At 59.3% G+C, this 26,613-nt stretch carries 21 protein-coding genes; 9 read left to right on the forward strand and 12 right to left on the reverse strand.

Annotated elements, in window-relative coordinates; genetic code table 11:
* Positions 1 to 11 precede the first annotated feature (11 nt).
* From ACJJV6_RS08475 to istB, 5 genes are all read left to right on the forward strand, one after another.
* Positions 12 to 2,486 carry an FAD-dependent oxidoreductase gene (locus ACJJV6_RS08475; protein ID WP_354176559.1) on the forward strand — a complete coding sequence of 825 codons (2,475 nt, stop codon included), beginning with the start codon at positions 12 to 14 and terminating at the stop codon, positions 2,484 to 2,486.
* A 94-nt stretch (positions 2,487 to 2,580) separates the two neighbouring features.
* The gene (locus ACJJV6_RS08480; RefSeq protein ID WP_009357515.1) at positions 2,581 to 3,507 is read left to right on the forward strand and encodes a bifunctional methylenetetrahydrofolate dehydrogenase/methenyltetrahydrofolate cyclohydrolase; all 927 of its coding nucleotides are present in this window, start codon (positions 2,581 to 2,583) and stop codon (positions 3,505 to 3,507) included.
* 213 nt (positions 3,508 to 3,720) lie between these two features.
* Positions 3,721 to 3,942 (forward strand): SMR family transporter, encoded by a 222-nt coding sequence (locus ACJJV6_RS08485; protein ID WP_354176586.1) that lies wholly within the window; start codon positions 3,721 to 3,723, stop codon positions 3,940 to 3,942.
* Between the two features lie 345 nt (positions 3,943 to 4,287).
* Positions 4,288 to 5,964, forward strand: a complete 1,677-nt coding sequence (gene istA, locus ACJJV6_RS08490) for an IS21 family transposase (protein WP_011691636.1) — start codon at positions 4,288 to 4,290, stop codon at positions 5,962 to 5,964.
* Positions 5,961 to 6,776 (forward strand): IS21-like element helper ATPase IstB, encoded by an 816-nt coding sequence (gene istB, locus ACJJV6_RS08495; protein WP_011691635.1) that lies wholly within the window; start codon positions 5,961 to 5,963, stop codon positions 6,774 to 6,776. The genes istA (ACJJV6_RS08490) and istB overlap by 4 nt, the downstream gene beginning before the upstream one ends.
* 52 nt (positions 6,777 to 6,828) lie before the next feature.
* On the opposite strand, the gene merA is transcribed toward istB, so the two are convergent.
* Positions 6,829 to 8,271 carry a mercury(II) reductase gene (merA, locus tag ACJJV6_RS08500; RefSeq protein WP_011691634.1) on the reverse strand — a complete coding sequence of 481 codons (1,443 nt, stop codon included), beginning with the start codon at positions 8,269 to 8,271 and terminating at the stop codon, positions 6,829 to 6,831.
* A gap of 172 nt (positions 8,272 to 8,443) precedes the next feature.
* On the opposite strand from merA, the gene ACJJV6_RS08505 reads away from it, so the two are divergent.
* Positions 8,444 to 8,833, forward strand: coding sequence for a heavy metal-responsive transcriptional regulator (locus ACJJV6_RS08505; protein ID WP_031216440.1), 390 nt, complete (start codon positions 8,444 to 8,446; stop codon positions 8,831 to 8,833).
* Between the two features lie 190 nt (positions 8,834 to 9,023).
* Here ACJJV6_RS08505 and ACJJV6_RS08510 read toward each other — a convergent pair whose 3' ends face one another.
* From ACJJV6_RS08510 to ACJJV6_RS08520, 3 genes are read right to left on the reverse strand one after another with little or no spacing between them, the layout of a single operon-like run.
* Entirely contained in the window at positions 9,024 to 9,530 is a 507-nt protein-coding gene (locus ACJJV6_RS08510) for a fumarylacetoacetate hydrolase family protein (protein ID WP_407710481.1), read from the reverse strand.
* Complete coding sequence (locus tag ACJJV6_RS08515) at positions 9,527 to 9,703, reverse strand: DUF2437 domain-containing protein (protein ID WP_407710303.1); 177 nt, start codon at positions 9,701 to 9,703, stop codon at positions 9,527 to 9,529. The genes ACJJV6_RS08510 and ACJJV6_RS08515 overlap by 4 nt, the downstream gene beginning before the upstream one ends.
* 40 nt (positions 9,704 to 9,743) lie before the next feature.
* Complete coding sequence (locus ACJJV6_RS08520) at positions 9,744 to 11,249, reverse strand: NAD-dependent succinate-semialdehyde dehydrogenase (RefSeq protein ID WP_009357512.1); 1,506 nt, start codon at positions 11,247 to 11,249, stop codon at positions 9,744 to 9,746.
* 898 nt (positions 11,250 to 12,147) lie between these two features.
* On the opposite strand from ACJJV6_RS08520, the gene ACJJV6_RS08525 reads away from it, so the two are divergent.
* The 3 genes from ACJJV6_RS08525 (at position 12,148) to ACJJV6_RS08535 (ending at position 14,884) form a co-directional block, all read left to right on the forward strand.
* Entirely contained in the window at positions 12,148 to 13,413 is a 1,266-nt protein-coding gene (locus tag ACJJV6_RS08525; protein WP_407710304.1) for a flavin monoamine oxidase family protein, read from the forward strand.
* A complete protein-coding gene (locus ACJJV6_RS08530) occupies positions 13,410 to 13,754 on the forward strand; it encodes a cupin domain-containing protein (protein ID WP_009357510.1) in 345 nt (114 codons plus the stop codon). Before ACJJV6_RS08525 ends, ACJJV6_RS08530 begins: the two co-directional genes overlap by 4 nt.
* A gap of 515 nt (positions 13,755 to 14,269) precedes the next feature.
* Positions 14,270 to 14,884, forward strand: a complete 615-nt coding sequence (locus ACJJV6_RS08535) for an NADPH-dependent FMN reductase (protein WP_407710305.1) — start codon at positions 14,270 to 14,272, stop codon at positions 14,882 to 14,884.
* A gap of 584 nt (positions 14,885 to 15,468) precedes the next feature.
* Here ACJJV6_RS08535 and ACJJV6_RS08540 read toward each other — a convergent pair.
* The 8 genes from ACJJV6_RS08540 to ACJJV6_RS08575 form a co-directional block, all read right to left on the reverse strand.
* Positions 15,469 to 16,215 (reverse strand): ATP-binding protein, encoded by a 747-nt coding sequence (locus ACJJV6_RS08540; RefSeq protein ID WP_141002472.1) that lies wholly within the window; start codon positions 16,213 to 16,215, stop codon positions 15,469 to 15,471.
* Positions 16,212 to 17,774, reverse strand: a complete 1,563-nt coding sequence (gene istA / locus ACJJV6_RS08545) for an IS21 family transposase (RefSeq protein WP_407710306.1) — start codon at positions 17,772 to 17,774, stop codon at positions 16,212 to 16,214. Before istA (ACJJV6_RS08545) ends, ACJJV6_RS08540 begins: the two co-directional genes overlap by 4 nt.
* Before the next feature lie 941 nt (positions 17,775 to 18,715).
* Positions 18,716 to 19,522 carry a hypothetical protein gene (locus ACJJV6_RS08550; RefSeq protein ID WP_354176564.1) on the reverse strand — a complete coding sequence of 269 codons (807 nt, stop codon included), beginning with the start codon at positions 19,520 to 19,522 and terminating at the stop codon, positions 18,716 to 18,718.
* 291 nt (positions 19,523 to 19,813) lie between these two features.
* Positions 19,814 to 20,644 (reverse strand): hypothetical protein, encoded by an 831-nt coding sequence (locus ACJJV6_RS08555; RefSeq protein ID WP_354176566.1) that lies wholly within the window; start codon positions 20,642 to 20,644, stop codon positions 19,814 to 19,816.
* A 198-nt stretch (positions 20,645 to 20,842) separates the two neighbouring features.
* Positions 20,843 to 22,054, reverse strand: a complete 1,212-nt coding sequence (locus ACJJV6_RS08560) for a glycine betaine/L-proline ABC transporter ATP-binding protein (RefSeq protein WP_407710307.1) — start codon at positions 22,052 to 22,054, stop codon at positions 20,843 to 20,845.
* A gap of 25 nt (positions 22,055 to 22,079) precedes the next feature.
* Positions 22,080 to 24,149: an ABC transporter permease gene (locus ACJJV6_RS08565; RefSeq protein WP_407710308.1), complete on the reverse strand. Its 2,070-nt coding sequence runs from the start codon at positions 24,147 to 24,149 to the stop codon at positions 22,080 to 22,082.
* 5 nt (positions 24,150 to 24,154) lie between these two features.
* Positions 24,155 to 25,198, reverse strand: coding sequence for a glycine betaine ABC transporter substrate-binding protein (locus ACJJV6_RS08570; RefSeq protein WP_407710309.1), 1,044 nt, complete (start codon positions 25,196 to 25,198; stop codon positions 24,155 to 24,157).
* An 840-nt stretch (positions 25,199 to 26,038) separates the two neighbouring features.
* The gene (locus ACJJV6_RS08575) at positions 26,039 to 26,461 is read right to left on the reverse strand and encodes a hypothetical protein (protein ID WP_035752401.1); all 423 of its coding nucleotides are present in this window, start codon (positions 26,459 to 26,461) and stop codon (positions 26,039 to 26,041) included.
* Between the last annotated feature and the right edge of the window lie 152 nt (positions 26,462 to 26,613).

Consider the following 26,613-nt stretch of genomic DNA (forward strand, 5'->3'; position numbering starts at 1 on the left):
TGAGGCCCCCGATGGACAGGCTTGTCGACCGCACCGTAAGCGCCAACATGTTTACAGATACTTCCCATGATCCCTTGCCGACGCATGTGCGGACAATCGTAATCGGCGGCGGAATTATCGGTGCCAGCATTGCCTATCACCTTTCAGTTGCAGGTGAGAACGACACATTACTTTTGGAGAGTAACGTCCTAGGCAGCGGCACCTCTTGGCACGCCGCAGGCTTGGTCACTGGAGCCCGCGGTACCACGACGATGACAAAGCTGGCCAAGTACGGTTTGGACTTTTATGGTCAGCTCGAGCAAATGTCCGGGCTGGACGTATCATTTCAGCGTTGCGGGTCCCTTAGCGTTGCACGAACCGCCGGACGCGTTGATGAACTTCTGTATGCAAAGGACGTGGCCGACCAGCAGGGCGTAAGAACGGAATGGCTAACTGAGGACCGATACAAGGAATTGTGGCCTCTCGCAACCTACTCAGGGGTTGCCGGAGCACTCCTGCTGCCTGACGATGGTCACATCAACCCCGGACATGCAACAGTGGCTCTCGCTAAACTCGCCCATAGCTTTGGGACCCAGATACGCGAAAACGTTGCTGTCCTCAAGATACTTCGTCAAGGCGATCTCGTCGTCGGCGTGCTCACCGATCAAGGAATCGTGCACTGCGATCGGGTGATTCTGGCGTGCGGCTTGTGGACCCGTGATCTCGCGGCCACCGCCGGTGTGAAGGTACCCTTATACGCCGCCGAGCACATCCACGTCCGATCTGCAGAAATTTCCGGGGCTGTGCCTGAATTGCCCGTGTACAGGGATCTAGACAACAGCTATTACATCCGGCACGAGGCCGGGAGGCTCTTGGTCGGCGCATTCGAGCCTGACGGGCTTCCACGCGCGCTTGAGGAAGTTCCTTCCAACGGCTTTGCAGAGTTCGAGCCGGAGTGGGAACACTTCGCTCCGATTAGGGCGAAGGCCGAAGGGGTAGTACCGGCACTTTCTTCAGCGGGATTCGACCGATTCCTGAATGCCCCGGAAAGCTTCACCCCGGATGCCAATTTTGCCGTGGGTGAAACCTCCGAACTTTCCAATCTGTTCGTGGCAGCAGGCTTCAACTCCCAGGGAATCATTTTTGCTCCCGGCATCGGTAAGGAATTGGCTGAGTGGGTCATTTCAGGAACTCCCGGTTTTGACTCATCCTCGGTCGATGTGCAGCGCTTTTCCGGACATCAAAACAACCGCAAGTATCTCAAGGCCCGAACCAAGGAGGGCCTTGGACGGCTTTACGCAATGCACTGGCCGAACTTGCAGATGGAGACGGGCCGCAACGTCCGTCGAACGCCCCTTCACGGGCGCCTGGCTGAGCTCGGTGCCTGCTTTGGTGAAGTTAACGGTGGGGAGCGGGCGAACTGGTACGGGGCCCCCGGAACATCTCCCACCTATGACTACAGCTATGGACGCCCGACTTGGTTCGACCGTGTCGCCGAGGAACATAAAGCGGCACGTGAGGGTGTGGTCCTTTTCGATCTGAGTCCATTCGCAAAGTTCGAAGTTGCCGGCCCTGACGCCCTTGAAGTGTGTCAGACGGCCGCAACAGCAGACATCGACGTTGAAACCGACAAAGCGGTCTATACCCTCTTCTTGAATGAGCGAGCGGGGATCGAACTAGACGGAACCATCACTCGTCTCGGCCCGGACCGGTTCTTAGTCGTTACCCCATCGTTTACGCAGCAAAAGACCGCAGCGTACCTCAACCGAATAGCTCGGGGCAAAGCGGCGGTAGTGTTCGACTGCACTGCGGCCCTGGCCACAATCGGAGTCATGGGACCGAAAAGCCGAGAACTTCTTAGCAGGGTTTCACCGGAAGACTGGTCCGACGATGCACAGAAATACACCCACGGACGCACGGTAGAAATTGCAGAGGGCTATGCCTACAGTCTGCGCGTGAGCTTCGTAGGCGAACTGGGCTATGAGTTGTATCCGAGTGCCGACATAGCTACAAACGTCCTCGATGCACTGTGGGAGGCGGGGCAGGATCTGGGAGTCAAGTTGGCCGGATACCACGCCTTGGATTCACTGCGCAGCGAGAAAGGATTCCGGCACCTGGGTCACGACATCGGGCCCATCGACGATCCCTATTCGGCAGGCCTTCGTTTTACAATCTCCATGGACAAACCAGGAGGCTTCGTAGGCAAAGACGCCCTCCTCAAGCTCGACCCCGCAGCGCCCGCTCATCGAACAGTGTATGTGGCGCTGGAAGATCCTGAACCGGTGTTCGTACATGACGAGACGGTCTACTGCAACGGCCAACCCGTCGGACGCATGACGAGCGGCAGCTACGGCCACACGCTGGGAAGCGCAGTCGGAATTGCAGCTATTGAACCTGATGTAGACCTCTCGGGAGACTTCGAAGTCCGGTGTAAAGGGCGGCTATACCCTGCAAAGGTCTCCCGGCGGCCCTTTTACGATCCCAAGGGCGAACGGCTCCGCGGTTAGGAGCCACGTCCCATAGACCCCCACTGGCTCAGACAACGACTTAGGTCGTCTCTGCACGGGCGAGAGCCAGGAACGAGCACCACAAGGAAGGCCTATGACTAACAGCGTCATGCAGATACCGGGTCCCCCGGAGAACGTCGACAACATCCTGGATGGCAAGGCAACCGCTGATGCCGTGAAAACCGAACTCGCAGATCGAGTTACAGCTTTGAAGCGCCGTGGCAAGACAGTTGGCTTGGGAACAGTTCTCGTTGGTGATGACCCTGCAAGCCATTCTTATGTGGCCGGGAAGCATAGAGATTGTGCGGAAGTGGGGATTGAATCCATTCGTCGGGATCTACCCTCGACAATTTCTCAGCAGGAATTAGAGAGCGTTCTGGAAGAGCTGAATGGAGACACTAGAACCACAGGCTACATAGTGCAGCTGCCGCTGCCCCCACACATCGACCAAAACGCTGTCCTGGAGAAAATATCCCCTCAAAAAGATGCAGACGGACTACATCCGATCAACCTTGGAAGACTTGCACTCAACGTCAGCGGCGATCTCAGCTCTCCGCTGCCCTGCACTCCAAACGCGATAGTCGAGCTGCTAACCCGACACGGCATCACTCTCAACGGTTTGGAGGTGCTTGTCGTCGGTCGCGGAGTCACAGTTGGTCGACCCTTGGGGCTGCTGCTTACACGGCGCACCATCAACGCGACCGTCACTTTAGCGCATACCGGATCGGTTGATCTTCCTAAGTTGCTAAAGCGCGCAGATGTTGTCGTGGCCGCGGCCGGTGTACCGGGCATCGTGCAAGGCAAACACCTCAAACCGGGGTCAATAGTCTTAGACGTCGGAGTGTCACGGATAACCGAGGCCAGCACCGGCAAAGCCGTCCTCCAAGGAGACGTCGCTGCCGACGCTATGCACGTGGCCGCCTGGATCTCACCCAACCCTGGCGGTGTTGGCCCCATGACCCGGGCGATGCTTCTGGCGAATGTCGTTGAGACGGCCGAGCGGGACCTTTTACTTGCGTAGCGACGCGCTGCCACGACTACTCTTCGTTTACAGTTCCCCCTAACGGCCCGGTGAGGTCAAGGGTATGCGTGGGTGAAAACCGTATCTTCTACGGCGGTGACTGTCGCAATCTCGGGTTTCCTGGATCGTTTGGTTATGCGAGCAGGCCGGTGGCGGCTGCTTCCGCAACGATTGCCAGGAAAAGACGTGGCCAGATGGTTGAGGCCTACCTTCATGCTTGGTCGAGGCTTCAGGTCGGTAGCTCTAGGCGTCGCTTACGCCACATGCTCTGGTCTAGGCACAGTAGCCGTTGCCTTTGCTGGCACGATCATGGAAGAGGAAGTCACCTGGGCGAGAGTCGCGGCCATCGTTGCGGTGCTTGGGAGCATTGAAATTGCTCCGCGTCTTCGTCATAGCGAGGGAGCGCCGGGGCTCCCTCGCTATGACGAACTCTAGGAAAAGTAAGGCCCGGTGCTCCACCCAAAGCACATCGTACTGCTCGGGCACCTTGCAGATCGGGGCCAAAGGCCAGGGCTTTAGCCTCTTAGAAAATTGTGGCTGACCCCTTATAAGGGGTCTTCATCGCAGTGCTTACACGATGGAGTTAGTTAAAGTACCTATTCCCCCGAGACTGATTTGCACGCAGTCTCCGGGGATGAGTATGACAGTCTGATCGGAGCCCACTAGGACGGCCCGAACGGTACCCACCAGCCGGACATGCCGAACCTAATGACGGCTTGAATGGTACCCACCTGTGAACGTTGATCCATCCAGTGTTGGATCGACGACGGGAGGGCCGGGATGGGGTCAAGAGTGGAGTTGTTCGCGCAGATTCGGAGGGATGCCCGGGTGGAGGGCGCGTCAATCCGGGAGCTTGCCCGCAGGCACCAGGTGGCGCGGAAAACCGTGCGTAAGGCGTTAAGTTCCCCGGTCCCGCCAGAGCGTAAAACTCCTGTACGGTCCTCGCCGCGGCTTGATCCTTATAAACCGACGATCGACGCCATGCTCGTCGAGGACACGACGGCGCCGAGGAAGCAGCGTCACACTGCCCGGAGGATTCTTGCCCGGCTCATCGAGGAGCATGGAGCGGACGAGTTGTCGTATTCGACGGTGCGTGACTACGTTCGGGTCCGCCGGGCGCAGATCGATGTGGAGGCCGGCCGCCGGGTTGAGGTATTTGTTCCTCAGGAGCACGCCCCGGGCGCGGAAGCGGAAGTGGACTTCGGTGAAGTCTGGATCGTGCTGGACGGGGTAAAGACGAAATGCCACATGTTCATCTTCCGGCTTTCTCACTCCGGCAAAGCCATCCACCGGATTTACCCCACCCAGGCCCAGGAAGCGTTTCTGGAAGGCCACGTCGAGGCGTTCAACGAGATCGGCGGCGTGCCGGTCAAACATATCCGCTATGACAACCTCACCAGTGCCGTCAGGGCCGTGGTGTTCGGTCAGGGGCGGAACCGCCTGGAGAATGACCGGTGGGTGTTGTTTCGCTCGTTCTATGGATTTGATGCCTTTTATTGCCAGCCAGGTCTTGCCGGCGCTCACGAGAAAGGCGGGGTCGAGGGCGAGGTGGGCTGGTTCCGCCGCAACCGGCTGACCCCGATGCCCGTGGCGAGGTCCCTTGATGAGCTCAACGACTGGATCCGGAGCCGGGAGGTTCAAGACGATCAGCGGCGGATTGATGGCAGGATCCGCACTATCGGCCAGGACTTCGCCGCCGAGCGCCCGTTCCTGGCACCGTTGCCGGCCGACGAGTTCGATCCCGGTCTGGTGTTGAACCCGAGAGTGGACCGGTCCTCAATGATCACCGTGCGGATGGTGAAGTACTCGGTGCCAGCACGGTTCATCGGTCGGCGGGTCCGGGTTTCATTGCGGGCATCCGAAGTTGTGGTGTTCGACGGCCGCGCGGTGGCGGCCCGGCACCAGCGGATTATTGCCAAGGGCGGGCAGTCGGTCCAGTTGGACCATTATCTGGAGGTCCTCAAGACCAAGCCCGGCGCTTTGCCTGGTTCCACTGCTTTGGCCAGGGCGCGGGAGTCGGGTGCTTTCACCAGCGCCCATGACGCCTTCTGGTCTGCCTCGCGCAGGGTCAACGGTGATGCCGCGGGGACCCGTGAACTGATTGACGTCCTGCTGCTGCACCGATCGATGGAAGCCGAAGACATCGAGGCAGGGATCACCGCAGCCCTTGGAGTAGGTGCCGTCAGTGCCGACGTCGTGGCGGTTGAAGGCCGCCGACATGCCTCCAGCATCCCTGCTGGTGGGTCCCGTCCTGACCGTCATCGCGGTGCTCATGCTGAAGCGAAAGTGCAACGAGTTGTCAGCCTGACCCAGCGCCGGCTGATGGACCCGGCGGCGGTCATCGCCGGGCTCCCTCCAGACAAGCGGCCGCTCCCGGCGATCAGCGCCTATGACGAGCTGCTGGCCAAACGCACCGAACACTCCGCAGGAACCGCGTCGAAGGAAAACATCTCATGAGCCCCACCGCACCGGCCACCACCATCACCCCAACCCTGCGACGGCGCCGCGGTCTGACTGAGCAGGCCGCGGTCGCGGCCGTGGACCAAGCATGCCGCCGATTGCGCCTGCCCACCATCCGGGCGGTTCTGGACGAAGCTCTGACCGTCGCGGGGAAGGAACAACTCTCTTACCAAGGCTTCCTGGCCGAGCTGCTGCTGGCCGAATGCGATGACCGGGACCGTCGCTCCTCAATCCGACGCGTCAAAGCCGCGAACTTTCCCCGGGATAAATGGCTCGGTGATTTCGATTTCGACGCGAACACGAACATCAACCCCGCTACCATCCATACCCTCGCTACCGGCGAATGGATTCGAAAAGGTGCACCGCTATGCCTGATCGGGGACTCCGGAACCGGCAAATCCCACCTGCTTATCGGGCTGGGCACCGCCGCGGCGGAGAAGGGATACCGGGTCAAATACACTTTGGCCACCCGGCTCGTGAACGAACTCGTCGAAGCCGCCGACGACAAAGTCCTCGCCAAGACCATCGCCAGATACGGCCGAGTGGACCTGCTCTGCATTGACGAGCTCGGCTATATGGAACTGGACCGGCGCGGCGCCGAACTCCTCTTCCAGGTCCTCACCGAACGCGAAGAGAAGAACTCCATCGCCATCGCTTCCAACGAGTCGTTCTCCGGCTGGACCAAGACATTCACCGACCCGCGCCTCTGCGCCGCGATCGTTGACCGGCTGACGTTCAACGGCACCATCATCGAAACCGGCACCGATTCCTACCGCCTCGCCCACAGCCTGACAAGGAACGCGCACTAAAAGGTAGCCGCGGCCGCCCGCCCCACGAACACATAGGTTGTCGTTGACCACTTCATGCCGCGCAACAGGACAGTTTGGAGACGTCAGTAGTGAAGGACTGGGCTGCTATCTTGATGCCTTCGGCCATGGTCAGATAGGGGCTCCAGAGATTCGCGACCTGATCAACGGTCATCCCGGCCTCCAGAATGTAAATCCCTGCGGCGGCGATGTCCCCGGCGTCCTTACCCACGACAGTGATCCCTACAATCCGACCCGTGTCCGCGTCGGCAACGATCTTGATGAAGCCGCGGGTATCACGGTTCACCAGCGCGCGAGGGATAAATTTGAGCGGCAGAACCCGGCACATGCACCGGATCCCTGCCTGGTTCGCTTCCTTGTCCGTCATCCCGACAGCGGCCAGGGCAGGGCTGGTAAACGTGACCCGGGGCAGGTGCCGGTAATCGACCTCACGCCCGGCACCCTCAAAGGCGTTCTCCACCATCAGGGCCCCGTGCGCGGCGGCGACATAAACGAACTCCGGGTGACCCGTCACATCACCCGCGGCCCAGATCCTCGGATTAGTACTGCGAAGGCTCCCGTCGACCAGGACTTCCCCGCGGTCCCCGGTTTCAACGCCGACCATGCAAAGGTTCAAATCCTCCGTGACCGGGCGCCGGCCTGTTGCCATGAGCAGGCGCGCGGCCCTGAATTCCTCGTTTCCTCCTGAGACGGAAGCATCCACGACCACGTCCCCCGACACCTCATCGGTCCGGACCGAGGACGCTGTCGCTCGACGGACGACCCGGATGCCCTCATCGGCGAAGACACCGGCGAGGGCATGCCCGGCTTCAGGCTCTTCGGCCGAGGCGAGCTTGGACCGGACCAGGATGGTCACCTCCGTGCCGAGCCGGGCGAAAAGCTGCGCCTGCTCCAGCGCCACATACCCGCCGCCCACCACCAGCATCGAAGCGGGAACGTCCTGCAGCTCCATCGCACTCGTGGACGTCAGATAATCCACCTCGTCCATTCCCGGCACTTCAGGGATCCAGGGGGTGGAGCCGGTCGCGACCAGGTAGTGTTCCGCGCTGACTGTCTCGGTGGTTCCGCCCGGGGCGGTGATGTTCAAAACCGGTGCGGCTGCGGTTCCGGCGAACACCGCCGTCCCCCGCTGCAGGTTCCATCCATAGCCCGCGGCGAGATCCACATACTTCTCTGACCGCATGGATTCGACCAGTGAGCGCTTCCCGGCGACCAGTTCGGGCATATCCACCGGCTCTGCGGAGGTGCTGATACCGGGGAACCGTCCGGAAGCATCGAGGGCGACATGGCGGGCTTCCGCGGCGGCCAGCAGGGCCTTGGACGGGATGCAGCCCGTGTTCACGCACGTGCCTCCCACAGTGCTGCGCTCCACCATCAACACCCGCTTGCCACGGCTGGTTGCCCGGATGGCCGCAGCGAAAGCAGCCCCGCCGGAACCGATAATGGCCAGGTCATAATCGAAAGATGCTGCCGACACGAGGGACTCCTGAAGATGGAAGGGAAGCAGCCGCCAGCACACCTGTTGCTCAACCGACCGCCATGTGCAGCCTTCAACCGAAGACCAGCTCTGCATCCCATTCTCAACCTTCCCCTACACTGGAATGTCAAGGAATCGCCGTCCTGGCCGCCTGCTAAGAAATGAGTTCATGATGCGTATCGGTGAGGCCGCGGCAGCGGCAGGGATGACAACCAAGACGCTGCGTTTCTACGAGGACAGCGGGCTTCTCCCGGCAGCGAAAAGATCCTCTAACGGCTACCGGGACTACCATGACGACTCCGTGGCCAGGCTCGAATTCATCCGCCGCGGACGGGCCGCAGGCCTCGCCCTGACCCAAATACGCGAAATTCTTAGCCTCCGTGACGCCGGAGAAGCCCCCTGCGCCCACGTCCAAGACCTTCTCTCCAACCAGCTGGCCGAACTGGACCACCAGATTTCTGAACTAATGGCGCTGCGATCCATCGTCGCCGGCCTTCACGCCACTGCCGCGTCCGGGACCGACGCAAGCTGCGATCCCGAACAAATCTGCAGCTACCTCTGACGCACTACTCCGCCAGACGCCAGCTTCCAACAACCGGGACCCCGGGTATCGTCCCAACCCGCGGCAGTGTTTTCACAGACCCAGAAACCACGCCAAGAACCCCTAGACACCCTCACAACATCATCCCCGGACGTCCGACGGGTGGGTACCGTTCGGGCCGTCCTAGTGGGCTCCGATCACGTTGACACAATCAGGGGATAACAGCTGCGAAGGTACCCGGGGCCCCCGTCATAACGATGTCACCAGGCTCAAGAGTCGTCCAGCGGGTGACGTACACCAGACAGTCGACAACGCTCGTGGGGAGGTTGAATGACCCGGACTCGGCCCTAACATGGCCGTTCACGTTCACCGTGATGCTGACCTTTTCAGGATCCTTAATTTCGGTCTCAATCCAGGGTCCAAGAGGTGTGTAATTAATGCCGGCTTTGGCTTGGAAAAGCTTTTCGTCTATAAGTCCTTGGTCGGCGTTTGTAACATCATTCGCGACCGTGTAACCCAGCACATGATCCGTCGCGTCTTCGGCGGTGAGACCGGTAGCCCGTTTGCGCATAACAACTGCCAGCTCTCCCTCCACGTGCACTACACCGACGTCCTGAGTCAACTTAACGTTGTCTTCCGGGTTCGCCAAGGTATGTACGGATTTGTGCCAGGCCTGTACGGGAAGCGGATGCTTATTACCGGGGCGGTTGTGGCTCAGCCGATGAGGACGGAGGGCCTAACCGGAACGAGTAGCTTCGCCTCTTCCGCTGGCGTCACTTGCCCAGTGAAGGATAGTACCTCGGCAAACGGGTCTTCCAGGTGGTGCCAGTCCCCGTTCCGCAATACCGCATGCTGAGGTCCTCTGGTCGTTTGTATCCTAGCAAGTCGCATTATTCACTCGTTCAGTTGGCACGTAACCCCGACCAGTAATTCAGTTCTCATAGGGGTCGGCGATGCCGACGTATTGGGTGGTGGTGTATTCGGCGATGCCTTCAGACCCGCCTTCGCGGCCTAGGCCTGATTGTTTGACGCCGCCGAAAGGGGCGGCGGCGTTGGAGATGATGCCCGCGTTGAACCCAACCATGCCGAACTCGATCTGCTCTGCCACCCGGAGGAGTCGATTGAAGTCGCGGCTGTAGAGGTAGGCCGCAAGCCCGTATTCCGAGGCGTTGGCCAGTTGGATGGCGTCCTGTTCGGTGCTAAACGTGGTGACAGGGGCGACGGGACCGAAGATTTCCTGGTTGAGGATCTCCGCATTATTGGGAACGTCGGCGAGAACTGTGGGCTGGTAGAAGTAGCCTGGCCCGTCCACGTGGGCACCCCCGACGAGGGCAACGGCTCCGGCATCGATTGCGTCCCTGACCAGGGCGTGGACGTCGTCGCGAGCACTGTCGTCAATCAGCGGGCCGACCTGACTGGCAGGGTCGGTACCGCGGCCCGTGGCGAGGGCGCCCATCGCGGCTGCGAATTTCCGGGTGAATTCCTGCGCCACGGATTCTTGAACGAGGAACCGGTTGGCCGCGGTGCAGGCCTCGCCCATATTCCGCATCTTAGCCGCTATTGCCCCTTCTACAGCTTTGTCCAGATCTGCATCTTCAAACACGATGAACGGAGCATTTCCGCCCAATTCCATTGAAGTCCGCAGGACATGTCGCGAAGCCTCTGTCATCAGGCGCTTGCCGACGGGTGTGGATCCTGTGAAGGAGACTTTCCGCAGGCGGGAATCTTTCAGCAGCGGCCCGGATATCCCCGACGCCGAGGATGACGAAACGACGTTCAGAACCCCGGCCGGAAGGCCGGCCTCCATCATCGTCTGGGCAAATAGCTGCGAAGTCAGCGGTGTCAGCTTGGCTGGTTTAAGGACCATCGTGCAGCCAGCGGCGACTGCGGGAGCAACCTTGCGAGTAGCCATCGCAAGGGGGAAATTCCAGGGAGTTATCAGCAGGCAGGGGCCTACGGGTTTGTGCTGGACAAGAATCCTGTTTTTGCCCTCGGGGGTGGTGAGGAATCGGCCGTAATTTCGCACGGTTTCTTCCGAGAACCACCTCAGAAACTCAGCCCCATAGGCAACCTCGCCCCGGGCCTCAGCCAATGGTTTGCCCATCTCCAACGTCATCAACAGCGCGAAGTCCTCCGACCGCGCTGTTACCAGGTCGAATGCACGGCGCAATATCTCGGCGCGCACCCGGGGAGCAGTGCGCGCCCATGAGGCTTGCGCCGCGCAAGCTGCCTCCAGGGCGGCGACCGCATCCTCGCTCGTGGCCGAAGCTAGGGTGGCAAGTACCTCACCAGTAGCAGGATCACGCACGTCAAACGTTCCGCCGTCGGACGCATCCACCCACTGGCCACCAACCAGCAGGCCGGTGGGCACGGACGCGAGCAGAGACGCCTCGCGCTCTAGGGGAGTGGCAGGCAACACAGCCGATTCAACTGTCATTTGTAGTCCTCGGAGATTTGATTTGTAGCGACTGACTGCGCCGCAGGGGCACTGCAAGTTGGGGGCGAGTAAGAGTTCTGCTAAAGAAAGCCCGGGTCGGTCGCCAACGATCAGGCGAAGCTGTGACAGGCGGAGTCGCATGAATGCCGGCGAAAGAACTTTTCAGCCCGAAGTACAGAGTTCCAGCCTTAGATAGTCGGTCGACATCCAACGTCGCTTCTCCAGAGGTCGCGCTCCACCGTCGTCCCTGGCGCTATCTTCGTAGAAAGACGGACACTAAACGTTCTTTGGTCGTGACGCGTGACAACAATCCCGTGGTGGTCTGACGTTCGTAGCGCATGCGCCACTGCCTCGCTGACCGCTGCGGTAAGGCGTTCTTCCATGTCGCCACGGTGATCCACGGTGATGATTTTGCTATATGAGCCTGTGTGCTCTGGCATGCGGTAGTTCCTTACGAAGCGATGCGCGGGTGTGCTGCCACGCTATACCTCAGACATAAGAGTGCGATTTGTGGAATCTGGTGCTTCAACATGAACTCGAAAGCGGATGAAAGTCTCACGATTACAGCAGTCAGTATGGAGCGCCCTGTTACGGTCGCAAACAGTTCTTGAGAATGATCTTTGTACTAATCCTGTACGCAAGTAGGACTAGGGCGCGCGGGCAAAGAAGGGAAGGACTGCACCTAGGACGAGCCGCTCGACCTGCTTGTACGGATCCCCAGTCCTCCATTCCGTAGCTAGCCGACGGCGGACAAGGCAAAGATTATTCAAAAGTACGAAAACTGAGGGTATCTATCACTTCGGCACGATTTTGTCGGCACCCTAAGCGGCTTACTCTGGGCTAGAAACAGCGTCTTCTGCCTGTCTCCCCCATACCACATCAAAACGGAGGTGGCTGTGTGCCCCGCATAGGAATTCTTGGTGCCGGCTTGGCTGGCCTTGCAGCAGCTACAAAACTCGCCGAAGCCGGCGAACACGTCACGGTATTCGACGCCCGTAACCGCCCAGGCGGTCGCGTTTGGTCAGAAACACTTGACACACCACAAGGCAGGTATGTCATAGAACGAGGTGCCGAGTTCGTTCTGGACGGCTACACCTCCATGCGGCGGCTGCTATCGCATTTTGGGCTTAGCTTGGTTGATACTGGCATGAGCTATTACGTTCGTGAGCCCGGCGACATGGCTGGCATCACTTGTGATGACATTATTCGTACCGGGCGGAAAGCACTGGAATTAACCAGCAGCAATGGCCTTCAAGGGACCGCCGAAGAGCTGCTGGCCGCATTGCCCGACGAACCGGAACTGGTCGACGCGCTTCGTGCCCGCATTGAAATCTCTACGGCTGTGAGCGCATCAGAGGTCACGGCGAAATCGTTGCAGCATATTGCCTCGTTCGAACCCAAACCCAGCTGGCGAGTGGCTGGCGGCAATCAACGACTGCCCGACGCGATGGCAGCTGCACTTGGTTCTGCCGTGCGTTACGGCGAAACCGTGAGGGCCGTTGAGAACATCAGTGACGGTGGTGTCCTTGTTACTACCGACACCGACACGTCCGTGTTTGACGCCGTCGTTGTCGCTCTTCCGCTTGCTGTAATCCGTGACCCACAAGTGAACCTGCCTTCAACTGAGGCCCGCAGCGCAGCCCTAAAGCACGTTCTTCAAGGACATGCCGCAAAACTGCACCTCCCTCTGGAAACTCCGCCCCCCACAAGTGCTGTCATGTCCGTCGAAGGCCGCTACTGGACTTGGACTGCCACCGACGACTCCGGGGTTGTGGCCCCGGTGCTAAACGCCTTCATGGGCTCCCCATCAGCCATCTCCCGTGCCAACCTCACGCAAAACCCGGCGGAATGGGTTCTCAAAGCACGAGCACTTCGCACGGATCTCGACATCGCGCGAAACGCTTCCGCGCTGACCACTGTATGGTCCGAGGATCAACTGGCAGGTGGGGCATACGCCGCCCATGCCCCAGGCGCCACGGCCGCTGGGACGGCCCTCTTGGAAAAGCCGGTCGGGGATGTTTTCTGGGCTGGCGAGTACAGCGAACCGGAATTCGTAGGCCTAATGGAAGGAGCTATACGCAGCGGCGAGCGGGCCGCGGAACGTGTCATGCAGCGCCTTGAAACTACGTCCCGTGACTCTGACTCTGAAAGAACCAAAGCATGAGCACCGTACTTCACGCTTCTTCACTGCACTGGGCAGAACCGGTTCCAGTTGATCCCGAACGAATCATCCGGGGTGCTCCGGCCACGAGCACGCACGTACTTTTTGCAGACGGCAAAACGGAACTGGGGCTGTGGCGGGCAACCCCCGGCGAATTCACTACAGTCCATCAGGGATACGAGGAGTTTATTAGCGTGATCGAAGGAGAAGGAGAACTGATCCATGATGACGGCTCCCGCATCACACTCAACGCCGGGACAGTCCTAATCCTCGAAAACGGCTGGAGAGGGCGATGGAGCATTGCAAGCACCCTCGTTAAGTCCTACACAACAATCCGAGCGTGAACCAGGCAATGGGATAAGCGTGCAGCGGCCGAGCGCGCCGTAAGGGAGTTCCACCCTGGCTAAAAGTGAAAGACGCTCACCACATCCACCGTCCTATAGAAGGTCTAGACGTGAACAAACACCCGTCCCACGTGTTCAGCCCGAAGTTTTGCCACTCGGCCTCTACTAGCCATCGCTCGCTCCACTTCGAAGTTCTGGCGCCCGCTGGTACCTGCCTGTCTGTGGAAAAACCCAGCAGCGCTGCCCCTCCTACCTTGTCCCCGGCGCCCCCCGCAGCAAATCGCGGTCCGGAAGTCCAGGATCTTCTCCCTTGGATCGGGTGGGTTACTGCATGAACGGAGAAATTTTATCGAGATAGACCCATACCCGCTTAAGTGTGAAACAGGCTCCCTCCGAGCTCTCTGATCCAGGGCTCCTGAACCGGTTGGCTGAGCCGTGTTCCACTCCGCTGCCGTAACTCGCAGCGTCGCACACGTCGGCCGCCGGCCGTAATCAGAAAAGAAAGGACTAGGCTTTTGGCAGCAAAATACAGAATTGGCTATTTCGTGGGGAGCCTCGCGACCAATTCCATCAACCGCGCTCTCTCGCAGGCTTTGATAAAGCTTGCCCCGGAGGACCTCGAGTTCACCGAAATCCCCATCAAGGACCTCCCACTTTACAGCTACGACTACGACGCCGGTTTTCCGCCGGAAGGCCTGGCCCTTAAGGAAGCTATCGAAGCGTCCGACGGGATCCTCTTCGTGTCTCCCGAGTACAACCGTTCCATTCCAGGTGCCCTCAAAAACGCTATCGACTGGGGATCTCGTCCATGGGGATCGAATTCCTTCGCCCGTAAACCCACGGGAATTATTGGGACTTCTCCCGGCAGTATCGGCACCGCAGTGATGCAGTCGTCCTTCCGCAGCATCCTGAGCTTCCTAGACGCACCACAGCTGAATTCCCCTGAAGCCTATGTTCACTACAACGTCGACATGTTCGGGGAGGGTGGCGAAGTCAAGGATGAACGCACGGCGAAGTTCCTGCGCCACTACATGGACGAATACGGCGCCTTCGTGGCCCGTGTCCTCGCCACAAGCACCGCCGGACACATCGGCGATATGGAGCCGGACAGTGACAAGCTCTCCCGCTGATGTGTAGATCTGGTTGTCAAGAGTGCATGGATGAGCGGCTGCCCGGTTTGATTTCGGGAGCCGCTCATCTTTGTGCCAGCCGGTCATGCTGCGGGGGCCGTGAGCGAGTCGTTTTCGAATGCAGTGTCAGGCTCACATTGCGGGTTGTACCCCATGACGATTTGTTCGGCTGGAGCATATCGTGCCTAGAATCGAGCACGTTGGAGGACGTCGGTTCACAGCGGGAACTCGGGTTAGCTCAGGATGCTGCCACCGCCGACTTCGATCACGTTAGGCGGCACGTTCATCTCGGGCCGCGGTTCATGCGTTCTCCTTGCTGGAGTGGTGCGGCCAGTAACCAGCACCAGCCGGCGAGCTCGCGGGCGATTGCGGTGTGGCCTTGACTGACATTTCATGGCGCTCGTTGAAGTGTTCCCAGTTGCGTGGAGCCGGTGGGTTCCTTCCAGGGCGCGGATGCGGGTTGCCGAGGCGTGAGTATTTGAAGGCTTGGAGGCCAGTCGATCTTGCCGTAGGGGGCCAGTGATATTGCCGGTGGGGGCCAGCGGCCGCATGCATGGAGGCCACCGGCCCCCACCGGCGTTTTCTTATTGCGTCATGGTGGCGTGTTCACGCATGTTGTGGTTGCCGGTATCGACCCAGATGGTGTTGTGCACGATGCGGTCCATGATCGCATCGGCGTGGACCCCGGAGCCGAGCCGCTGGTGCCAGTCCTTCTTGGCGTATTGGGTGCAGAACACGGTGGAAGCTGTGTCGTATCGCCGTTCGAGCAGTTCCAGCAGCATGCTGCGCATGCCCTCGTCGGGGTGGTCGAGAAGCCACTCGTCGATCACCAGCAAAGTGAAGGCCGCGTACTTCTTCAGGAACTTCGTGGCCCCCAAGGGCTTGTCCTTCGCCAGCGCCCAGGCTTCCTCGAGGTCGGGCATGCGGACGTAGTGGGCCCGGATCCGGTGCAGACAGGCCTGCTTGGCCAGAGCGCACCCGAGGTAGGACTTCCCGGACCCGGTGAATCCCTGAAACACGACGTTCTGTTGCCGTTCAATGAAGGAGCACGTGCCGAGCTGGGCGATCAGGCTCCGGTCGAGGCCGCGCTCGTCCACGAGGTCGAGCCGGCGTAGGTCCGCGCCCGGGTAGCGGAGCCCGGCCCGTCGGATCAGCCCCTCGACCTTGGCGTGATTGAACCCGGAGTGGGCCTCGTCCACGACCAGGCGGAGCCGTTCCTCGAAGGCCATGCCGAGCACGAGTGCCTCGTCCTGGGCCTCGAGCGCTTCCAGCATCGGGACGGCACCCATCTCGCGGAGCTTGCGTTTGGTTTCAGTATCGATCCCGCTCATTTGGCGCCACCTGCGTAGTACTCGGCGCCGCGCACGTATCCGCCGTGTTCGACTCCTTCATCCCGTGGAGGCCTGAGCCCGGCGGCTTTGTCCTGCTCCGTGGCAAGGATCGGTTGCAGATGCGCATACCTCGGGGATCTCACGCGGCCTGCCAACGCAAGCCGGCAGGCCGCCTCCACCCGTTCGGCCGAATAGCGCCGGGAAAGCCGCAACACGGCAAGGGCCGCGTCCAGGCCCTGCTCGTCGACCGGGACGGACTCGAAGATCCGATTGACCACCGTCACCGCCGCCGGGCCGATCCGTCCGGCCCATTCCCGCACCCGCTCCGGATCCCACTGCCGGTACTGCTCGCCGGCCGGCAGGTCGGCATCATTGGTGCGGTACTCGTTCGCCGCGCTCTCGGGCAGCAGCAGGTGGCTGGTCAACCGTTCGTGGCCCCGGTACGCCTGAAGCACCCGGTCGGTGATCCGCAGGTCCACCGTGGTGCCGATATGGGCGAAGGGTACCGAGTAATAGTTCCTCTCCCAGACCACGTGCCCGTTCCGGCCCACCCGGCGCCCGTAGACCCACCGGCTGATCTCATAGGCCGCCGCCGGCAACCCCGTCAGCAGGGGCTGCTCCTCGGCCGCGAACACGCTGGCTCTGGACCCCGGCCGCTTCTGGAACGGCTCCGCGTTATACGCAGCTACCCGATCGGTGATGGCGGCCCTGAGCTCCGGCAACGCGGTGAATTGCTGCTGGCGCAGCCCGGCAATGACCCAAGTAGCCACGTGGGCGACCGTGTTCTCCACGCTCGCCTTGTCCTTTGGTGCCCTGATACGGCCGGGCAGCACCGCCGCCGAATAGTGCGCCGCCATCTCCCGGTAAGCGTCATTGAGCACGACCTCGCCCTCGCGGGGATGCTTAATGACACCGGTCTTCAGGTTGTCCGGAACGATCCGCGGCACCGAACCGCCAAAGGCCTCGAACATCGCCACGTGGGCCCGCAACCAGGTGTCCTGCTTCATGTCCAGGGCGGGTTCAACGAACGCGTACCGGCTGAAAGGCAGGCAAGCCACAAACAAATACACCGTCCTCGGCTTGCCCGTCACCGGATCTGTCAGCTGCATCGTCGGGCCCGACCAGTCGACCTCCACCGTCTGCGCCGCCTTGTGCCCGACCCGGGACGCCACCCCAGTGACCAGCACATGCCGCTGATAGGTCCTGCAGAACCGGTCATAACCCATCACCGGCTCACCGCCAGCGGCGCGTGAATCCGCGTACTCGCCATGCAGCAGCTTCAGCGTCACCCCGACCCGGGCCATCTCCCTATGCACCTGGTCCCAGTCCGGCTGCGCGAACACACTCTGATGCTCACCGCGCCCAGGAAACAGCCGGGTATAGACCTCGCCCTCCGAACTGTCGGCGATATCGTCCCACGCCACGCCGGCCGCGTCGGCAGCCTCCAGCACCGCCGTGATGCTCTTACGGGACATGCCCTGCGACGCAGCGATCGCCCGGCCTGACAGGCCCTCGGCGCGCAGCTGCAACACGAGCTTCGCTCTGATCTTCCGTACCATTGATGATTACTCCTTCCGCCGTGCGCCCTATACACACGACGGAAGGAGCCTAAATCGGGCTGGCCCCCAAGCACGCCACTACCGGCACCCAGGACCGCTACTGCGCGCTCTGGCCGTTGGCCCCCGAACACACGACGGATGGACCCCAAAAGCGCGAATATTCAGGCGACGAGCTCAAGCTGGCGCAACACTCGTTCCCCGGGCAGTTTACGAGCGTAGGTGTTCCGGCCTTGTAATCGGACCCTGGTGCCGTGACTGGCCGGAGGACTCCTCGCATCGCTTCGAGATTGTCGGAGCAGGAACTGAGGCTCGCTTTTCGCAACCAAGAGATTGCCAGTTCGCCGGCTACAGCCTGCAACTCGCTGCTTCCGTCGGGCCGCATGCCCCTAACAGTCCCTTGTCTTCCCCGGTAAGCCGAAAACTCCGGGCGCGGGACGCAATCTGCCCGCGCATTCGGCTCCCGCTTCCGATTGAAGGCAGCGGATCGTAAAAAGATGCACAAGCGCCGTGCCAGCGGCTTGCCACCCGAAGGGAGAGGCGGCGATGGAGCTGCTGTTCTGCCCGGCTACTCGGCTTTAGGTTGGTAATCCCTTCGAGCCTTCCTCTACTCCTCTTGCCAAATAGGTCGGGACTGCCTGGTTTCGCCACCCGGTGCCCTAAAGCCCGTAGACGATAACCTCGAGGCAGTAACACCCGGGCACCGTCATCGAAGTAGACGGCTTTGTGCCAGCGTCCGCCGTCAAGCCGCTGGATCCACCCAACCTCCTACGAGAGGACTTGCCTTTGGTTGACGATCGTCAGCGGTTCCAGCTCTAGGTGTAGGGCGCTGACATCATGTTTTAGGATGCACCATCGGCCTAGGCGGGAACCCAACGCGCGTGGTCGTAGTCCCCGTCCCCATCCGCGGGCAATCGCCGCGGCGTCCTGATTTAGCCATACGGTCAGAGGCTGGTCAGTAACGACAACGCTTCTTCTGGGCTGATTCGCCGGTAGGATTCACGTCTAAGGCCGTTGCCATCAAGACTGCGGAGTCGGCGATCGGCGATTGTGCGGGCATAGTCGTACTCAACCTCGCCCAGTCGCAACTTTGCTATAGCCGCCCATCTGTCGTTGTCCACCGGTTGAGATTCACCCGGAAGCTCTGGCGGAACATCCTGTACAGAGCCAATGACTGCGCCGATATCCAGCGTAGCGGCGATGTTCTCCTCAAAAGATCCGTGCGATGTCTGCAGCCACACGTCCGCGCCAGATGTCACACCCTCTGGGCTATAAGCAAAACATGACACTAGGAGATTTCTTGCTGCCGCTTGTTCGGCCCAGGTGCTCGGTCCATCGGCAAAAACAGACGTATCCCCACCACTTGTTCCGTCGGGAATAGCAAGGCGGGTGATGGCCCGGTCGTTCAATGCCTCCACTACTGTCAAAGGGGAATTATCCGCCAAGAACACTTCCTTGCGCGGCGGCCAGAAGTCGAACACACTGTGATCGCCATGGCGTCCTCCCACATGAAAAAGGTAAATCTCCGGATATACGGCAGCGCTGAATCGTCTCTCCGGGGCAACTTTGAAAAACTGAACGATGGCAGCCTGCAACAGAAGGCTGGCACCTAAGCTACCGAATGGCTCATTAACAATCAGTCCGAAGCGATCATGCTTGTGCGATTCGGGGAAGAGCTGGGCCAGGGAAGCGTCTGAGACGCCAATCTTTATTTGCAGATGTTTCTCCGCTAACTGCTTCGCGACATGCACTATGTTCACTCCAAGGGGCCGCATGGCTGCGTACTACAGCCGTACTGTGTCAAGGGATCAGTTCTTACACATTGTGAAATTTACGGCTTGCCCTCCTCGCCGCAATGATGGTGAACCATCGTTCGGCCAAACTCTGTAGTTTCATCCTTCGAGCTTCCGACGAGAGCCCTACTGTCCCTTGCACACAGAGCGGCGAAGTTCCCCTGATCCCCACCATCGCCCGAGTACTCAAGATGGAGGATGCGTTCGGGCTGAAATCCATGATGGGCAAGGGACGCCATGGGCTGGGGGTTATGGCACCAGGCGACTGAGGCCATCATCAACGCTCAATTTTCGATAGGCCTGTGTGATGTTCCCCTCAGCGTTTCGGCGCCCTACTCGATCGGCCAGCAACCGCGCCCGCTCTTCTGCCCGGACCTCATTCATTCGCTCAGCTACGATGGGCGTAAGCGCTTCGAGGTCTTCCAGGCTGGTTTCGCCAATCATCTTCTTAGCGAGCGATTCCTCCGTGGCATCAGAAAACACCTTTATGCTTTCCTCCGGCCTTAGAACCTGGGTCACCGACTCCTCCAGACGCGGATCGGCCGAAGTTATCTCAATATCCGAGGAGCGGGCAAAGCCATTCTCCTGGCCATAGGCATAGACCGAGCGCAAATTTTCCCGCAGGTAACGGAGGTCCGTCCAGCCCAGTGGAGCCCGCTCGACATAAGACAGATCATGTTCTGCGTGTTCGTCAGGGACCATCAACCGCGTGATCCCATAGTCCTTCACGGCGGTGAGCACTGCGTAGGGGTCATTCTCTACCAGCACCTCATAGCGATGCGGAACGACGTCCAGCATGATATGGCTACCGTGCATCCGGTCGATGTGGAATAGAAAGATCGGCGGATACTGCGGCTTAGTCGTCGCACGCTCGGGAACCAGTCCGTAGAACAACGGCGTCATGGCCAGCAACGCGAGGCTCGCCTCGATGGCCCCGTACGGTTTGCTCAGGACGATACCCAGCCGTTCTGTCATGCCCCAGTCGGGGAACAGGTCCTCTAACGTACCGGATTTTCGGTTACCGTCCGCTCCAATACGGACGGCGAAACTTTCCCGGGTGACGAACTTGGAGAGGTGCATATGGGACTCCTTATCGGTGCATCCCGCAAGACTGGCGGGATCGGATGTGCTTCAAATCCGCATAGGGCGGGTCGAGCTAAGTTACGACGCGCGGACAGTCCGCGTGGCCTTGAAGAGGGATGGTCGACTAGCTGTGAACGCCGTCATAACCTCGCGATCAACATGACCCTACAGTCGGCCCTTTGAGGAAATGCCGCCCTAGCGGGAAATGTCTGCGAATTCCTTGCGGTGGTCTGGAAGATCGACCAAAGCTGCCAACAGCAGACGAGTATCAACCACCCCCACCAGGCGGCCCTCAGAATCAATGACTGCTACGGGGTTGTTACCGTCCATCACCAAATTGGTCGCGTCATGAAGTGTCCGGTCGCTGCTGATGATCGGAACCGGAACGTGCAGCGAACCGACGGGATCGTTGTGCCCGACCGAGAGAAGCTTTGACCGGTTGATGTAACCCAGTGGCCGGCCATGGGAATCGACAATGATTGCGGAATCATTCCCAGAATCATCGAGAACCTTCACGGCATCGAACGCTGAGGTCTCAACGCTGATGCTCTTCGACTCACTAGCAACAGTACCGACGCGAACTATATGCGCACGTGAAGCATCAGCGGTAAACCGTCGGACATAATCGTCAACAGGGTGCAAGAGAATCTCTTCCGGTGTGCCCACCTGAACTATCTGCCCATCTTTCATGATAATTATCCGGTCGCCCAGCTTGAGCGCCTCAGCCATATCGTGGGTGATGAATATGAACGTCTTTTTAATGTCTTTGGCCAGTCGGAGTAATTCGTCCTGAAGATCCCTGCGAATCAGCGGATCCAACGCACTGAAGGGCTCGTCGAAGAATAGTATCTGGGGATCGGAGGCCAAGGCCCGTGCCAACCCAACACGCTGCTTCATGCCGCCACTGAGCTCCGATGGATAACGGTTTTCCCATCCGGAAAGGCCCACGGTGTCTAGTACGTCGCGCGCACGCTGCTCCCTTTCCTTTCGGCTTACACCCTTGATTTCAAGGCCATATGCAGCGTTCTGGAGAACAGTCCGATGCCCAAACAAACCGAAATGCTGAAAGACCATCGAACATTCGTCACGCCGTAGGCCACGAAGTTCTGCCGGCTCCATTTTAGTGACGTCGCGGCCACCGATGATAACTTCACCGGATGTGGGCTCCACTAAACGCGTCAAGCATCGAATGAGCGTCGACTTTCCGCTGCCTGAAAGCCCCATAACGACTAATTTCTCGCCCGGCCGCACATCAAACGTCAGATCTCGAACCGCGGCCGTATGGCCGTCCAGTGCGCCAACACCCGCGTTGTGTGCTGAGACGTACCGATGGGGATCAGGTCCATACACTTTCCAAAGATTTCGGCAGGATACTATCGCCTCGTCTGCCGTGAGGGCTTTACTCATTGGGTCTTTTCCTATCGTTTAGTCGTCAAGCGGGAACAAGATGACTATGTGCTTGAATCTTCCGGTTCACGCCGGTTACGAGTCGGTCGACAACAACTGCAAGTAAGAACATGGCCACACCGGCCTCAATCCCCAAGTCAAGTCTGGCAGTCACCACGCCGGTGAGCAGTGCCTGTCCCAACCCAGGAGTGCCAATAAATGCACTTACGACCGCCATTGCGAGCGAGAGAATAATCGCTTGATTAATTCCGATCATGATCGTGGGCATGCCGAGGGGAATCTTGACGGTGCGTAGCAGTTGCCACTCCGTCGCGCCGGTGCTTGTGGCCGCCTCCACCGTTTCGCTGTCGACGCCGCGAAGTGCGACATTTGTCAGGCGTATTACTGGTGGGAGGCAGTAGAGAACGGTTGCCAGCAGGCCGGCCACCGCACCCGTTCCCAGGACTACGACGATAGGGATAACGAATAGGAAGACCGGCAGCGTCTGCATGACATCAAGTACTGGGCGGATAGTTCTTTCTAGTTTGATACTGCGGCTCATCACCGCACCGATCGGCAGCCCAATGAAGAGTGCTACTAGAACAGCGGCCCCCGCTATCCCGAGAGTAATTGCCGCCGCTTCCCACATTCCCAGCACTCCTATGCCCAGTAGGCCAGCCGCCGCAAGAGCCGCACCACGAATGCCGCGGAGCAACAGACTTGCCCCGACCACCACGAAAAAGACTGTTGGCCATGGAATTGCCAGGAGCAAGGCCGTCACGCCATTTAGGACGTACCCCTGAATGCCATCAACTACTACATCGAGAATGAATCCAAGGTTGAGATTGAGCCAGTCCACCGCTTGGTCAACCGGATCGGCAAACGAAAGTCTGAGCGACTCGGGTGGGGTCTCGAAGTTCGCAAATCGCAGAGCTGGGACCATAGAAATGTAGATGGTTCCGGCGAATAACACCGCTGCCGTCAGGATGGTTCTGCGGTGCTGCTGAAAAGCTCTTTTCACAAGCGCGGGACGCTCTGCGCCGGTTGTCGTAACCAGGGTTCTGAAGTCGGAGAACAGTCCATGTCCTGTGCTTTTTTTCCCTTGGCCGGTAACGCGGTCTAGCACGATAGCGAAGAGGACGAGAGCAATCCCCGCCTCAAGTGCCTGTCCGAATGCGAGCCGGGTCAGGCTGCCCCATACCGACTGACCCAGACCACCAGCTCCGATCATGGCGGCAACGATAGCCATACTCATGGCAAACATGACTGTCTGGTTGACGCCAGCCATGATACTGGGACGTGCCAGGGGTATTTGTACATTCCTCAGGATTTGCCAACCGGTCGAGCCGCAGGACGTGGCGGCCTCGATGCTTTCGGAAGGGACCGTTTTAATTCCTAGTATTGTCATACGAGTTACTGGCGGGAGCGCCCAAATAATAGTCACAATAAGGGCACCAGTATTTCCAGGGCCGAAAATAAACACAATCGGCACCAAATAGGCAAAAACTGGAAAAGTTTGCATGGCATCAAGTGCGATGAGTACGAAAGCTTCAAACCTTCTGTTCATCTGTGCAGCGACGCCAATGAGGATGCCCAAAATGACGGCGATCACCACAGCCACAACCATCAGCACCAGGGTTTGCAGCGTCTCGTCCCACAATCCCACTGAGATAACGAAGCCAAGGGCAACCGTCAGAAGTCCGGCGATAAGAGGACCGCATCGTGCGTAGGCAATTCCAATAAGAAGGAGTGCCAGCAACGGTGCTGGAAGGTCCACGAGCATGAACTGCATGGATACTAATACGTCTTCGAGGCTTTCGGCGACAGGCTCGTACAGCCAAGCCAGATGATCGACGCCCCATTCGAATACTGCTTCTGTAGCGGAACCGAAAGGTACCCGAAATGATGTCGGGAATTGTTGTCCTACCACTGAGGACACTGATAACACGGCTACGAGAAGGCCCAAATACAAGGCGACCCGTCGAGCACGGGAGGAATAGGGGGGTTTCAGGCCGCTGACCACATGATTCAGTTCGCGGCGAGTTCTACTTTTCTTGGTCTCCACCTCTTGCATTTCTGCACGGGGAGTCTCTTGCTCAGGGGCTATTTTGGTCACTGTCGTCATGATTCTGAAGGAACTGACGGCAGCCATTGCGACCACACGTCAGGATTCTCGTCAATCCACTTCTTAACAACTACGTCTGCGGCATCCTGACTCTCTTCCATCTCAACCATCAGTGCGCCGAGATCATCATCACTAAGAGAGAATTTCGAGACGAAGTCAGCGGCTGTGGGACGTTTCTCTGGAAACTCACTGCCTGCTAGCTTGAGCAAGCTGGGATCCTGCCAGCCGCAGGCAAACGTTGTACCCCAGCATTCCTTCGTATACGGGGGAAACTCGATTCGCGTCAGATCATATTTCTGGGTTACGAAGTGCGGCGACCACATCAGGCTGAGAAGCGGCTCTCCTCGGTCATACGCCCGCTTAATTTCTGCAACCAGGGCTGCCTCAGAACCAGCAGCAACAACCTCGTAGTTGAGGCCTAGGTTTTCAATCCTTTGAGCGTCACCGTAGTAATCGATCCAACCAGCCGGACCCGTGAGGTATTTTCCTTTACCCCCCGTCTCCGGGGAAGCGAATATATGCGCGCAATCGTTGAGCGCCTTCCAGTCGGGAAGGCCTGGACAAGCTGGTTCGATGCCCCGCTCTGGATCGCCTTTGATAACATACGTAGGAACATACCAACCCTCCTCGGCAGTAATAGAAAGTGTCCCTAGTTGAACGACGCTCTTTTCTTTTTCGACGTACTCTTCAATTTGAGGGCCAAAAAAGATATCCCAGGCTTCTGGATTCACCAGATTGTCTGCTTTAGCCATCGCTGGCCATGTAGAATTGATGTCTGCAATTTTAAGCGTCGATGCTTCGCCGCCCATTTTTTCCAACAATTGGGCCATCATCTCCGCATGGATACTTGCCGAGAGAAAATCCTGGTCAATGATTTGGACTGGCCCCTCTTTTTGAAGTGCGGTGCCAATTTCAGGAGCGATCGAAGCATCTACTTGCGGGCCTTGCGCAGAGCGCTCGGATGCTGCTCCGCAGCCAGAAAGAATAATAGCCAGCGATACGATCCCGGTTATTGATGCAGCCCGGTAGTGGTTTTTCATCTAACGAAACCTCAATTCGAAAGAGGCGCTTTGCCTCGTCTTCAGCCTGCATGCGCGGCCATGCCGGTCGTCACATGACGTCTTTGTCGTCGCGACGGTTGTGACGCTTACCACGATGATAAAACCGGCAGTGAGACGCACTCCACTATCCATGTGTATGAAGTTAAACTAGAACTCGTACTGAGTATCGAACTGACGCGGGTTCAAGGCTTCTCTGAAGCACGTCTCCAGTTCAGACAATAGGAGGCGCCGCTGCAGAGCAGGCCGGCAGCCCGTGCGCTGTACTGCAGGGGCAGGCGTAACCACCGGTTTTCCGTATGAGGGTGGGGCGTAGAAGCCGATTTGAAGAGAAGGGCCAACGCTCAGGCGGGGAAGTTCTTCAACCCGAGACCGGCAGGTCGACGAAAACACGGCAACCCGACGCTCGAATTGGCACCGACGACTGGCTTCACTGTTGGACGGGCCTGCCTTCTGTCAGGCGGCAATAATGGCCTGTTTGCGGTTTCCAGGCGACGCGCTTTGAGGGCCCCAACGCATGGGAGCGCAGGCGCAGGTTGGAGGTCAGGAGAAGCCCTTTCCTGCGCTTCTCCCCGGCGCCGATAACGGCCGTTCTGTAAAGCCATGGGACTGGGTGTTCTAGCCGGGAAAGGCGGTATTAGCTTGTAGCCGGACCGCGCGGGCGCGAACATAAGCTAACTCTTCCCAGGGCAGCGCGTGCGCGGGAAACTGGGCGGTGGTGGTACAAGTAGACGCGCTGCGGAGGCTGCTGACTTGTCATTTTCTGGTCGTTCTCGCTTGTGCTCTGAACTCAGGGAAACCGACGCCGGCAGGGACCAACTTTCATAGTCCGCTGTAGCTGGCGTCTCTGTGGTCCCGGGAAGGTTTGGACGCCAGGGTATGCAGCCATCTGACCGGCATGGTGACCGTTTGAACGGCCGGCATCGAGACAACAGCCTCGTCGTCAAGCGGCCGCACGTGCCCGGCAATTTCGTAAGACCCCGCTGGCAAACCCAGTTCGGCGACCTGCGCGCTGTTGAGTGGAAGGACCACGTCGGTGCGTCGCAGCAACCGAATCCCGTGGACGGTCGCCGGTGCCCGTGTTGCCTCGATGTCGAGGACCGTGAGCTCAAACCAACATCCCTGAAGCAGCATCAAAGCCGGCCAGTCAACTGCGGCCCAGAGCGGAACCGACAGCTCCGGCGGCAGGCGTTGCGGGACTTCAACCCGATACGTCTCGCCCACGTGGACATCTTTGCTGCGCACAACGCCAGACTGCGCCCGTTGCCGCCGTCCTGTCCAGAGTCGCCGCTCAACTCAGATGGGCAAATTCGAGTGCTTTGGCAGGCGAAACTAGCCCTTCTCCGACGCCCCCACTCCGCCAATTTCAAGCCTCGATAATGGAGACTCGATAAGGC

The organism is Arthrobacter nitrophenolicus (assembly GCF_045833485.1).
Taxonomy (GTDB): Bacteria; Actinomycetota; Actinomycetes; order Actinomycetales; family Micrococcaceae; genus Arthrobacter; species Arthrobacter nitrophenolicus.

What these genes read in the sequence shown, in the direction of transcription:
- ACJJV6_RS08475 (WP_354176559.1), top strand. Translation starts at nt 12, where the DNA reads ATGGACAGGCTTGTCGACCGCACCGTAAGCGCCAACATGTTTACAGAT.
- ACJJV6_RS08480 (WP_009357515.1), top strand. Translation starts at nt 2,581, where the DNA reads ATGACTAACAGCGTCATGCAGATACCGGGTCCCCCGGAGAACGTCGAC.
- ACJJV6_RS08485 (WP_354176586.1), top strand. Translation starts at nt 3,721, where the DNA reads ATGCTTGGTCGAGGCTTCAGGTCGGTAGCTCTAGGCGTCGCTTACGCC.
- istA (WP_011691636.1), top strand. Translation starts at nt 4,288, where the DNA reads ATGGGGTCAAGAGTGGAGTTGTTCGCGCAGATTCGGAGGGATGCCCGG.
- istB (WP_011691635.1), top strand. Translation starts at nt 5,961, where the DNA reads ATGAGCCCCACCGCACCGGCCACCACCATCACCCCAACCCTGCGACGG.
- ACJJV6_RS08505 (WP_031216440.1), top strand. Translation starts at nt 8,444, where the DNA reads ATGCGTATCGGTGAGGCCGCGGCAGCGGCAGGGATGACAACCAAGACG.
- ACJJV6_RS08515 (WP_407710303.1), bottom strand. Translation starts at nt 9,703, where the DNA reads ATGCGACTTGCTAGGATACAAACGACCAGAGGACCTCAGCATGCGGTA.
- ACJJV6_RS08520 (WP_009357512.1), bottom strand. Translation starts at nt 11,249, where the DNA reads ATGACAGTTGAATCGGCTGTGTTGCCTGCCACTCCCCTAGAGCGCGAG.
- ACJJV6_RS08530 (WP_009357510.1), top strand. Translation starts at nt 13,410, where the DNA reads ATGAGCACCGTACTTCACGCTTCTTCACTGCACTGGGCAGAACCGGTT.
- ACJJV6_RS08540 (WP_141002472.1), bottom strand. Translation starts at nt 16,215, where the DNA reads ATGAGCGGGATCGATACTGAAACCAAACGCAAGCTCCGCGAGATGGGT.
- istA (WP_407710306.1), bottom strand. Translation starts at nt 17,774, where the DNA reads ATGGTACGGAAGATCAGAGCGAAGCTCGTGTTGCAGCTGCGCGCCGAG.
- ACJJV6_RS08555 (WP_354176566.1), bottom strand. Translation starts at nt 20,644, where the DNA reads ATGCACCTCTCCAAGTTCGTCACCCGGGAAAGTTTCGCCGTCCGTATT.
- ACJJV6_RS08560 (WP_407710307.1), bottom strand. Translation starts at nt 22,054, where the DNA reads ATGAGTAAAGCCCTCACGGCAGACGAGGCGATAGTATCCTGCCGAAAT.
- ACJJV6_RS08570 (WP_407710309.1), bottom strand. Translation starts at nt 25,198, where the DNA reads ATGAAAAACCACTACCGGGCTGCATCAATAACCGGGATCGTATCGCTG.